The organism is Mycobacterium sp. SMC-17 (genome assembly GCF_045310915.1).
Lineage (GTDB): Bacteria > Actinomycetota > Actinomycetes > Mycobacteriales > Mycobacteriaceae > Mycobacterium.
In genome coordinates this window covers 1-10715 of sequence record NZ_JBJIAK010000087.1, presented here as the reverse complement: position 1 = coordinate 10715, position 10715 = coordinate 1, and the positions used below count along the sequence as shown (strand labels likewise).

The window sequence follows — 10715 nt, the reverse complement described above, 5'->3', positions numbered from 1 at the left end:
GCCATGGGGACATCCTTCCAGCCCGCCCATGCTGGGCAAGCCAACTCAGATGTCACCTATTCGTGCAGCAGACCCGGCGATTGCTCTGGGCCCAAGCTTGTGGGGAGTTGCCGTTAGTCAAAGGCGCGCAGCGGAGGTCGTTTCGACGATGGACTTGTTCCCGCGTTTTTGGTGATCGGGGGTCGATTGCGGGAAGTGCTATGGCCCAATAATTTTGGTGTCTGACTTCCATGGGCAGTAGGCGTTGGCGTCCCGTCTGGTGATCGGCACGAGCGTTGTTCGGCGCCTACGGCAATAAGGTGACCGGTCGAATCGGCAGTGGCGTCCAGGTCGACACCCCGGCGCCAGAGCTTGATCGTGTAGATGGTGTGCCGGCCGAGTAGGCGAGCGGTGCCGGCCGCCATGGCAACAGCCGTCATCAGCGGCAGGATGATGGCGTACTGGCCGGTGAGTTCGAACAAGGTGACCACGGCGGTGATCGGCGCGCCAGTCGCGGCGCCTAGCATGGCTCCCATGCCGATCAGGCCGCAGGCGCCAGCTGCGATAGCCAGACTGGGGTAAAGATGGTGCGCGGCGACCCCGAAGGCGCTGCCCGCCATCGCCCCGATGAAGAGGGTGGGTGCAAACACCCCGCCTGAGCCTCCGATGCCGATGGTGAGGCTGGTCGCCAAAATCTTGCCGACGAGCAGTAGGAGCAACATGGTTGCCGCGTACCGGCCATCGATCGCGTTCTGTAGAACCGGATAGCCGACGCCATACATCTGAGGCAACGCGATCAACAAGGCGCCCAAGGCAATTCCGCCGACGGCCGGGCGGGCCCACTGTGGTCCCCGCCAGAGCCAATCGCAGGCGTCCTCGACCCAGTACAAGACTCGCGAGAACACCGTTCCAACGACGCCCGCGCCTACTCCGAGCGCGGCATACAGCACGTATTCGACTGGACGGTGCACGGTGAATCCGGGTAGGGACAGGAACGGGTGATCGCCCATCAGGGTGCGCCCTACGACGGCGGCAGCCACGCTCGACAACACCACGACACCGGCTGACTCGGCGGCGAAATCGCGCAGGATCAATTCGAGGGCGAAGAACACCCCGGCCAATGGAGCGTTAAAGGTAGCCGAGATGCCGCCGGCCGCTCCGCATGCGACGAGCAGACAAATCCGATCAGTATCGAGGCGCAGCCATTGCCCCAGTGCGGAGCCGGTAGCCGAGCCGATCTGTGTCGCCTGCCATGAGGATGGGACCAGTGTGACCTGATTTTTGCCAGGGTGATGGGACCACCTGGATTGCCAGTTATGGGACCACCGGCGCGTCGCGTCGGTGGTCTTTTCATTTGTTCGTTCGATCGCCGTGACAGCTCAAGTCACGGAGGTCGGCGGGCATGGCTTTTCGGGAGGTCAGTGTGAATGAGATCAGGGAAGTGCTGCGGGTGTGGCTGGGGGTGGTGGGACTGCCGGCGCCGGGGTACCGCAGCATTGCCGCGCATTGCGGCCTGGACCGCAAGACGGTGCGCCGCTACGTCGAGGCCGCCCAGGCGGCGGGTTTGCGTCGCGACGACGACGTCAGCGCGGTCGATGATGCGTTGATCGGGATGGTTGCCGAGGCGGTGCGTCCGGTGCGCCCCGATGGCCACGGGGCGGCGTGGGAGCAGCTGGTGGGCTTCGAAGATCAGATCACCGCCTGGGTGGCCGGCACCGGTGAGCATCGGCCGTTGACGGTCACGAAGATCCACACCCTGTTGGCCCGGCAGGGGTGTGTGGTGCCGTATCGGACGTTGCACCGATTCGCCAGCCAGCGTTGCGGTTTCGGCCGCAAAGACCTCACGGTGCGGGTCGCTGATGGCGATCCCGGAGTGGAGTGCCAGGTCGACTTCGGCTACCTGGGGATGCTCACCGACGCTGCTGACGGGCGCCGCCGCAAGGTGCACGCGCTGATCTTCACCGCGGTGTACTCCCGGCACATGTTCGTGTGGTTGTCGTACTCGCAGACCCTGGCCGCGGTGATCGCCGGCTGCGAGGCGGCCTGGGAGTTCTTCGGCGGGGTGTTCGCCGTGCTGATCCCCGACAACCTCAAACCGGTGATCGCCGCCGCGGACGCGGTCAACCCGCAGTTCAGCCAGGGCTGGCTGGACTACGCCGGGCATAGCGGGTTTCTGACCGACCCCGCCAGGGTGGCCTCGCCGAAAGACAAGCCACGGGTGGAACGCGCCGTGCAGTACGTGCGGCGAAACTTCTGGGACGGAGAAACATTCACCAGTCTGCAGCAGGCGCAGGACGCCGCCACAGCGTGGTGTCGTGACACTGCGGGCACCCGCACCCACGGCACCACCTGCGCACGCCCGCTGGAGGTGTTCACCGACGAAGAGCAGCCCCGGCTGTTGGCGGTGCCGCAGGTCTATGACGTGCCGGTGTTCAAGACGGTCAAGGTCCACCGCGACTTCCACGCCGAGGTCGCCAAGGCCCTGTATTCGCTGCCCGAATGCTGGATCGGTCAGTACCTGGACGTGCGCGCCGACACCGAGCTGGTGAAGTTCTATCGCCGCGGCGTGCTGGTCAAGGTCCATCCCCGCCAACCGGCCGGTGGGCGCAGCACCGACCCCGCTGATCTGCCCGAACACAAGACCGGCTACGCGCTGCGCGATGTGACGACATTGATCGCCACCTGCGCCGCGCACGGCCCCAACGTCGGGATCTACGCCGAACGCATCCTCGATGACCGGCTGCCCTGGACGAAGATGCGTACCGTCTACCGGCTGCTGGGTCTGGTGCGCCGCTACGGCGCCGACCGGGTCGAACAGGCCTGTTCATTGTCGCTGGATCTCGATGTCGTCTCGGTGAACAAGATCGCCTCCATGCTCGAGCGTGCCACCGAGACCAGCTCCCCGGCCCTGCCGAAAGCGGTCGGTCACACCGCGACCCGCTTCGCCCGTGATCCTTCCGAATTCAACTCCACCCCAACATCATTGACCATCGTTTCCGAGGAGAACCGCTGACATGACTACCACCGCCCGTGGAGCTACCGACCCGATCGGCGCTGATCTGCTCCGACTGCTCAAAGCCCTCAAGCTCGGTGCACTGGCTGACACCCTGCCCGAACGCGCCGCCTTGGCCCGACAACACAAACTCAGCCACATCGGCTTCCTGGAAACACTGCTGGCTGACGAGGTCTCCCGACGCGAATCCCGCTCCGCGGCACTACGAGCGGCCAAAGCCGGACTCGATCCGAGCATGCGGTTTGATACCTGGACCGCCCACGGCGACCTGCGCTATGACCGCACCCTGCTCGGTGATCTCACCTCGCTACGGTTCCTCGATGCCGGCCAGTCCGCGATCGTCCTCGGGCCCGTCGGCGTTGGCAAGACGCATCTGGCAACAGCATTGGGACACATGGCTATTCGACGCAGACACACCGTCGTGTTCGGCCGCGCCGACAAACTGTTCACCCGGCTGCGCGCCGCCCGCCTCGACCACACCGTCGACGCCGAGATCCGCCGCCTGGCCGCCGTCGACGTTCTGATCATCGACGACTTCGCGCTACGCCCCCTCGACGCCACCGAAACCAGCGACTTCTACGAAATCGTCGTCGAGCGCCACCGCGCCAAGACCACCATCGTGACGTCGAACCGCGAGCCCGCTGAATGGCTGACCATGACCGCCGACACCCTGCTCGCCCAATCAGCCATCGACCGACTGACCTCCGCCGCGCACACCCTGGTCATCGAAGGACCGTCCTACCGCCAACGGACCCGCCCTCAGCTTGACCCAGACCCCGCCGACGAGCATCCTCAATAACGCGCCACGGTGGTCCCATCCCCCTGGCAATCAGGTGGTCCCATCACCCTGGCAAGCGACACGATCTGCACAATCGGCCCTTCACGTCCGACTGATCCGCCGCCACCGATGCACAGCGCCGACGCCAGCGCCTTGACGACCGTTACCTGTGGTTTGATCCGTCCCTTGTTGCGGGCCACGGCGAACATCACTTCGGGCACACCATGGCCGCGCGCCTCGGGTGCAAAATGGTGCACAAGCGGGCCGTAGGCCGCACCAGCGATCACGGGAGCGGCCAGCAGAAACCACCAACCCAGCGCGGGCCAGTGTGCGCTGGGGACACGACCCAACGCCGAGTAGTCGGCGTACCCGGTGAACATCCGAGTGAAAAACTCAACCAGCCAACGGAACGCGAGGGACTGCCCCGGGTTCAGTTGACTCGCGGGGTGTGAATTTCAGGCCGCGGTTGCGACTGGTGTGTGGAGCAGTTCGAACTCTATCGGGGTGAGCCTGCCGAGGGCGCGTTGGCGCCGGCGGCGGTGGTAGGTCCGCTCGATCCAGGACACGATCGCCAGCCGGAGTTCGGCTCGAGTTGACCAACGTCTGCGGTCCAGGACGTTGCGTTGCAGCAGGGCGAAGAACGACTCCATGGCCGCGTTGTCTCCGCAGGCGCCGACGCGGCCCATCGATCCGTGTAATTCGTTGTGCGACAGAGCATGGACGAACTTCCGCGATCGAAATTGGCTACCCCTGTCGGTGTGAACGATCGTCGCGGTCGGTGAGCGCAGTGCCACGGCGTGATCCAGCGCCGCGACGGCCAGCGAAGACTTCATTCGGGAGTCGATCGAGTAGCCGACAATCCGGTTGGAGTAGACGTCTTTAATGGCGCAGAGGTAGAGCTTGCCTTCATCGGTGCGGTGCTCGGTGATGTCGGCCAGCCAGACCTGGTTGGCAGCGCGGGCGCTGAACTGACGCTGCACGAGATCGTCGTGGACGGGCGGCCCGGATCGGCGGTTCAGTCCTCGCTTCTTGGCAAAGACCGACCAGATGCCCTCTTGCGAGCACAGGCGTGCGACACGGTTTTCGCCGGCGATGATCCCGCGCGCGGGCAACTCATCAGCGATGAACCGATACCCGAATGCGGGGTCATCGGCGTGGATGTCGCGGGCAACGTTGATCAGGTGTGCGTCGTCCCAATCCCGCTGTGACAGGGGTGCTTTGCGCCACTTGTAGAACGCCTGGGTGGAGAATCCCAGAACCCGGCAGGTCACCGTGACGGGCACGCCGTCAGCGGCAAGGTCGAGGACCAGCGGGTACATCATTTTGGGTTGGCGTCCCGGGACAGGTAGCCGACTGCGCGGCGCATCACCTCGGCCTCTTGCTCGAGCAGTTTGATCCGTTTGTGCGCTTCGCGCAGCTGCGCGGCCATGTCGTCAGCATCGGCCGCTGAGGCGGGCTGACCGCGGCCATCCTCGCGGTCGGCGATCTTGAGCCAGCGGTGCAGGCAGGCCTCCGAGATGCCGAAGTCCTTCGCGATCTGGCGCAGCGGCGCCTCGCCCTTGCGGGCCACGGCGATGACGTCGGCTCGGAACTCGGCAGGAAACGGTGTCGGCACGAGGTTGATCCTTCCAGCAAGGACGAATCCTCACAGGTCAGGAGTCAACCAAACTGGGGGCAGTCCCCTATTGCAGTATGCAACAGTAGTGCTATCTAGGATAATCGGCTCTCCGAATGGGCGGCGACGATAGTCCCCGGTCGCAGGTGCGGCTGCACAGGAGGCGATCGGCCCGAGTCAGCCGCTAGGCGGTCGGCGTGCGACGCGGTTGTGGTGTGGGTCTGGTCGGGTATCTGGCGCGGCGCAGACTAAAGTTGACTAGGAGGAGGTTCCGGTGAACGCGCAGACCAAGACAACATCCGCCCAATCGGTCGATGCCATTACCGATGCGTTGATTACTGCGTCCCGGCTGTTGGTCAGCATCTCGGCGCGATCGATCGCCGAGGTGGATGACACGATCACCATTCCCCAGTTTCGGGTATTGGTGATTTTGTCCTCGCGCGGTACGACGAACTTGGCGACCCTGGCAGGGCTGCTTGACGTGCAGCCCTCAACGATCGGCCGGATGGCCGAACGGCTGGTCGCGGCCGGTCTGATAGACCGTCGCCCGCATCCCAATTCGCGCCGTGAACTGGTGGTCGAGCTGACCGCGCGTGGCCGCAAGGTCGTGCGCACGGTCACCGCTCGCCGGCGGGCCGAAATCGTGCGGGTCGTGGAGGCGATGCCGGCGCGGCAGCGTGAAGGCATGGTCAGCGCACTCACCGCCTTCACCGAGGCCGGCGGAGAGCCTCCGGCTGAAATCGACTTCTAGCACACCGGTTGTTCGGGGCCACGAATCCTGCACCGGCCCACAGTCGGCGTTCTACGCGCTTCATCTGACGGTGCACGCGACTTGACTCCACGGCCCTGGCGTGTTGGCTGTGGCGCGGCTTTCCCGGGCCGCGGGCGGACCGACCGGCCCTCGGGGCTGGCTCGGTGGTGGGGTGGCCCGCCCGCGGCGGTCCGTGGACATACCGGTTCGCTGCAGCGTTGGCAGCAACGTCACCGCTGATGTAGTTCGACGAGCTGTAGCAGTTGGCCGCACCGACGGCCTCATCGCGGCTTTGGAGCCTGTGCCACAGTAGCATAGTGCCACAGTAGTAATGCGCGTGTTTTCCTTGGTAGCGGCTCAGCGAGGCGTGTATGCAGCGTCTTGGGTTGTCCGACTTATCAATTCGTCGCCGGTTCTAACGGCCCAGATTCGAAGCCCGAGCGCCAATCTCGGCTCTCGTGGGGGAATGCCTGCGAAGAACTCCGATGGCGGGGCCCGCGCCGAGGGTGTTCGTCTCATGGTCTCGTGGGCGATCGATGTTAGTGGGGCTCAATGGACACGTATCGAACAGCCGCCACGAAAATCGCTGCAGCCCTCCAGAACTCGACCTCTATAACAGTTCGATAACGGTGGCGTCGCCGTTGTGTGCGATGACCCGAGGGTGAAACCGCTGATCAGGCAGGCATTTAACAGAAGGCGGAGCGCAACGGCATTGCAATTGGCGTCCTTGATTGAGCGGTCGCTGTGTGTCTACTGTCAGCAAACCCGATGATTTGAACTGACGATGATCGATGACCGTTCGGTGGTGACCTTTCTCTGTGATGCCCGATGCCAACTGTGCCGTCCCGCGCACCGAAACTGCCTTGCTACGCGCCCCTTGTAGCACGGACGCGATCGCAATCCGAAGGCTCGCCGCCGCCACCGGCGTGCTCGATGTGAACTCCACCTATGCGTACCTGCTGCTGGCCACTGATTTCGCGGCCAGCTCCATCGTCGCGGAAAAAGCTGGCGAAATCTGTGGATTCATCACCGGCTACCACCCACCGCCGCGGCCGGACGTCTTGTTCGTCTGGCAGGTCGCGGTGGCGCCGCACGCGCAAGGCCAGGGGCTGGCCGGTGTCATGCTCGACGGGCTGGTGCATCGCATTCGAACCGAACGACGGGGCCATCCGGTCACAGTGGAGGCGACGGTAGCGCCCGGCAATACCGCCTCTCGTAAGTTCTTCGGAGCGTTCGCACGCCGCCATGGCGTGCCAACAGTCGAGTTTTCACATTTTGGCGCCGAGCTACTCGACGCCGACGGCGGCCACGAAGACGAGCCGATGCTGCGGATCGGCCCACTCGTGGCACCACTGCCAAGCTGACGCGCGATACCCCGGGACAGTGCCAAATGCACTGTCCCACTTATGTTTCTGTTTGTCTATTGAAAGGATTCAACCGTGCTTCTCGCCGACGCCGCACACCTGACCGAGAGCGGCCTGCCAGATGTCTTCGATGCGGTGGAATCGGAGGTTCGCAGCTATTGCCGCGCCTGGCCCACCGTCATGGAGAGCGCCAGCGGCTCCTGGATCACCGACAACGACGGGCGGCGTTATCTCGATTTCTTCGCGGGCGCAGGTGCTTTGAACTACGGCCACAACAACCCAGTACTCAAGCAGGCGCTACTCGAGTACCTCGGATCAGACGGGATCGTGCATTCGCTGGACATGGCGACATCGGCCAAACAACGCTTTCTGGAGACTTTCCAGCAGTTGATCTTGCGGCCGCGGGGCCTCGATTTCAAGGTGCAGTTCCCAGGTCCGACCGGCACCAACGCGGTCGAGTCGGCGCTCAAGCTCGCGCGGAAGGTCACCGGACGCGAATCGATCATCAGCTTTACCAATGCATTTCACGGCATGACCCTCGGCTCGCTGTCAGTTACCGGAAACTCCATGAAGCGTGCCGGCGCCGGCGTGCCACTGGTACATGCAACCCCGATGCCTTACGACAACTACTTCGGCGGAGTCACCGAAGACTTCCACTGGTTCGAGCGCGTCCTCGACGATTCCGGCAGCGGCCTGAACCGGCCGGCCGCGGTGATCGTGGAAACCGTCCAGGGCGAAGGCGGTTTGAATATCGCCCGCGCCGAGTGGCTACACGCGCTGGCCCAATTGTGCCGCACCCGCGACATCCTGATCATCGTCGACGACGTGCAGATGGGCTGCGGTCGCACCGGCCCCTTCTTCAGCTTCGAAGCCGCCGGAATCGTGCCGGACATCGTGACCTTGTCGAAGTCGATCAGCGGATACGGGCTGCCGATGGCGCTCACCCTATTCCGGCGCGAGCTCGACGTCTGGGCGCCCGGCGAACACAACGGCACCTTCCGGGGCCACAATCCGGCATTCGTCACGGCCACCAAGGCTCTCGAAACATACTGGAGAGAAACGCAATTCAGTGCCGAGACCGAGGTGAAGGGTGAGTTGATCAGATCGCGACTCGAGGACATCGCGGCACGCCACGATGGCATCGCGGCACGCGGCCGTGGCATGGCGCAGGGGCTCAGATTCGCCGATGCCGCACGTGCCGGTGATGTTTGCCGTCAAGCGTTCGAGCGGGGAGCGTTGATGGAGACCAGCGGGCCGTCCGACGAAGTCGTCAAACTGCTTCCGCCGCTGACCACGTCAGCCGACGATCTGCTGGCCGGCCTGGACATCCTGGCCGAATCGGTCGCCGCGACCCGACCCTGATCCGACTACCGCCAACCTAGACGGAAAGAATGCCTCACCCATGATTGTCCGCACCACCGCAGAGATCACCGGAACCGACCGCGACGTGGCCGCCGGAACCTGGCGATCCAAACGCATCATCCTCGCCGACGACGGGGTCGGATTCTCGTTCCACGAGACCACGATCGACGCGAACACGGTCAGCGAGTTCCACTACCGGCACCACGTCGAGGCGGTGTGGATCACCGAAGGTGCCGGCGCACTGACCAACCTCGAAACCGGCGAGCGCCATCCACTCGGACCAGGCACCATGTACCTCCTCAACGGCCACGAACGACACCAGATCCGGTGCGACGAGCAGCTGCGGATGCTCTGCGTGTTCAACCCCCCTGTCACCGGGCGAGAAGTACACGACGCCACTGGCGCCTACCCACCCCCGCAGTCGGTCGCGTGAGCGCGCCCGGCGCCGCAACCGCTGTAGTCGAGGACCGCTATCCGACTCGGCTCGACCACGCGGTCGAACCCATTCCCCGCAGCGAGCCTGTGGTCTGGGGCATGGAGACTGACGGCCCACTGCTGCCGCACGAACTCATGCGCTTCGACGAGGTCGGTTATCTCGTGCGCCCCGGCACTGTCGCCGATGACCTGATCGGACCGCTGCGGGGCGAAACCGACCGAATCGCCATTGATCTCGAGCCGGGCGACCCACGGATCATTCGGGAACCACGCGGGTCCATCCGCTCGATCTTCGAACCACATCTGCTCAGCGAACTCGTCGCGCACGTGGTCGATCTGGACACGGTGCTGCCGGTGGCGCGCCAACTGCTCGGCGGCGATGTCTACATCCACCAGGCCCGTATCAATGTGATGCCCGGCTTCACCGGCACCGGCTTCTACTGGCATTCGGACTTCGAGACCTGGCACGCGGAGGACGGCATGGCCGACATCCGCGCGGTGTCCTGCTCGATCGCCCTCACGCGCAACTATCCGTACAACGGATCACTGATGGTGATTCCCGGGTCGCACCACACGTTCTACCCCTGTGTGGGGGCAACCCCGGACAACCACCACGGCACCTCGCTGATAGCGCAGCAGGTTGGCACGCCCGATGAGACCACCCTCTCCAAGGCTGTCGATCACCACGGCATCGACCAGTTCACCGGCCCACCGGGGACGGCACTGTGGTTCGACGCGAACCTGCTGCATGGTTCAGGATCGAACATCACGCCCCTGCCTCGGTCGAATGTTTTCCTGGTCTTCAATTCGGTCCACAACCGGCTCGGTGAACCATTCGCCGCACCGCGACCGCGGCCCCGATACTTGGCGGCGAGGTAGGTGCCGCAAGGCGCAATGTGAGCGTGACGCCGTGCCGTTGAGGCGACGCGGCTCGGTGAGCGTCTTCAGCGCCCCGGAGATGGCCCCCGCACTGGCGCCGCCGAGGGTGGCGGCCAGTTCGCCCATCGTGACGTCGGTCTGCTCGGTGAACAATAACGTCGCCAGCGCGCCGCCAAAGCCTTGTTCACCCGATACGTCATCGAAAGCCAGGCGTGCGTGCTCGCTGGTGAAAAGTTTTCGTCAGCAAGCTATTTCGTCAGCGGCTTGCGTTCGCCTTGTGTTTCGCGCTTCAGTGCGCCGTGGTCACCGGTGGCAGGTTTCGTAGCGATGAATGAGTGCCTGTTCGCCAGCCGTGGGCTGATAGACGGCCAGGTCGCGTCGGGTGCATCCGCCGATCGTGACCGCGACCGGGCCTCGCGAAACCCCGTAGCCGCCGATGTGGCCGGAAAGTTGGCTACCTGCTGTCAACGACGGTCGAAAATTGACCCCGTAGCGTCGGTTGAATTTTGACCCCCTTGGTTGTGGTTACTTGCTGGTTC

At 64.4% G+C, this 10715-nt stretch carries 10 protein-coding genes; 7 read left to right on the top strand and 3 right to left on the bottom strand.

What is annotated here, in order from left to right; translation table 11 throughout:
• Positions 1-113 precede the first annotated feature (113 nt).
• Positions 114-1217 (bottom strand): chloride channel protein, encoded by a 1104-nt coding sequence (locus tag ACJH7A_RS29270; RefSeq protein ID WP_406803213.1) that lies wholly within the window; start codon positions 1215-1217, stop codon positions 114-116.
• A gap of 164 nt (positions 1218-1381) precedes the next feature.
• On the opposite strand from ACJH7A_RS29270, the gene istA reads away from it, so the two are divergent.
• Both istA and istB read left to right on the top strand, forming a co-directional pair.
• Positions 1382-2992 (top strand): IS21 family transposase, encoded by a 1611-nt coding sequence (gene istA / locus ACJH7A_RS29265; RefSeq protein WP_406775775.1) that lies wholly within the window; start codon positions 1382-1384, stop codon positions 2990-2992.
• A gap of 1 nt (position 2993) precedes the next feature.
• Positions 2994-3791, top strand: a complete 798-nt coding sequence (gene istB / locus ACJH7A_RS29260; RefSeq protein WP_406803212.1) for an IS21-like element helper ATPase IstB — start codon at positions 2994-2996, stop codon at positions 3789-3791.
• Here the strand turns inward: istB and ACJH7A_RS29255 are convergent.
• Both ACJH7A_RS29255 and ACJH7A_RS29250 read right to left on the bottom strand, forming a co-directional pair.
• Entirely contained in the window at positions 3785-4150 is a 366-nt protein-coding gene (locus ACJH7A_RS29255) for a chloride channel protein (protein ID WP_406803211.1), read from the bottom strand. The two genes, istB and ACJH7A_RS29255, sit on opposite strands and share 7 nt — an antisense overlap.
• A gap of 75 nt (positions 4151-4225) precedes the next feature.
• Positions 4226-5385 (bottom strand): IS3 family transposase gene (locus ACJH7A_RS29250; RefSeq protein WP_110783901.1). Its coding sequence is split into 2 segments (ribosomal slippage): positions 4226-5094 and positions 5094-5385, totalling 1161 coding nucleotides; the frame shifts between segments, so codons are not numbered across the junction.
• Positions 5386-5659: 274 nt separating this feature from the next.
• On the opposite strand from ACJH7A_RS29250, the gene ACJH7A_RS29245 reads away from it, so the two are divergent.
• The 5 genes from ACJH7A_RS29245 (at position 5660) to thpD (ending at position 10176) form a co-directional block, all read left to right on the top strand.
• Complete coding sequence (locus ACJH7A_RS29245; protein WP_061004315.1) at positions 5660-6136, top strand: MarR family winged helix-turn-helix transcriptional regulator; 477 nt, start codon at positions 5660-5662, stop codon at positions 6134-6136.
• A gap of 821 nt (positions 6137-6957) precedes the next feature.
• Positions 6958-7500, top strand: a complete 543-nt coding sequence (gene ectA / locus ACJH7A_RS29240) for a diaminobutyrate acetyltransferase (RefSeq protein WP_061004313.1) — start codon at positions 6958-6960, stop codon at positions 7498-7500.
• A 75-nt stretch (positions 7501-7575) separates the two neighbouring features.
• Complete coding sequence (gene ectB, locus ACJH7A_RS29235; RefSeq protein ID WP_212812413.1) at positions 7576-8862, top strand: diaminobutyrate--2-oxoglutarate transaminase; 1287 nt, start codon at positions 7576-7578, stop codon at positions 8860-8862.
• A gap of 40 nt (positions 8863-8902) precedes the next feature.
• Positions 8903-9295, top strand: a complete 393-nt coding sequence (locus tag ACJH7A_RS29230) for an ectoine synthase (protein WP_061004310.1) — start codon at positions 8903-8905, stop codon at positions 9293-9295.
• Positions 9292-10176 carry an ectoine hydroxylase gene (thpD, locus tag ACJH7A_RS29225; protein ID WP_133427341.1) on the top strand — a complete coding sequence of 295 codons (885 nt, stop codon included), beginning with the start codon at positions 9292-9294 and terminating at the stop codon, positions 10174-10176. The genes ACJH7A_RS29230 and thpD overlap by 4 nt, the downstream gene beginning before the upstream one ends.
• The last annotated feature ends 539 nt before the right edge of the window (positions 10177-10715 follow it).

Bases quoted from the DNA above. Each gene is read 5' to 3' on its own strand.
- istA (WP_406775775.1), top strand. From the start codon at position 1,382: ATGGCTTTTCGGGAGGTCAGTGTGAATGAGATCAGGGAAGTGCTGCGG.
- istB (WP_406803212.1), top strand. From the start codon at position 2,994: ATGACTACCACCGCCCGTGGAGCTACCGACCCGATCGGCGCTGATCTG.
- ACJH7A_RS29255 (WP_406803211.1), bottom strand. From the start codon at position 4,150: ATGTTCACCGGGTACGCCGACTACTCGGCGTTGGGTCGTGTCCCCAGC.
- ectA (WP_061004313.1), top strand. From the start codon at position 6,958: ATGCCCGATGCCAACTGTGCCGTCCCGCGCACCGAAACTGCCTTGCTA.
- ACJH7A_RS29230 (WP_061004310.1), top strand. From the start codon at position 8,903: ATGATTGTCCGCACCACCGCAGAGATCACCGGAACCGACCGCGACGTG.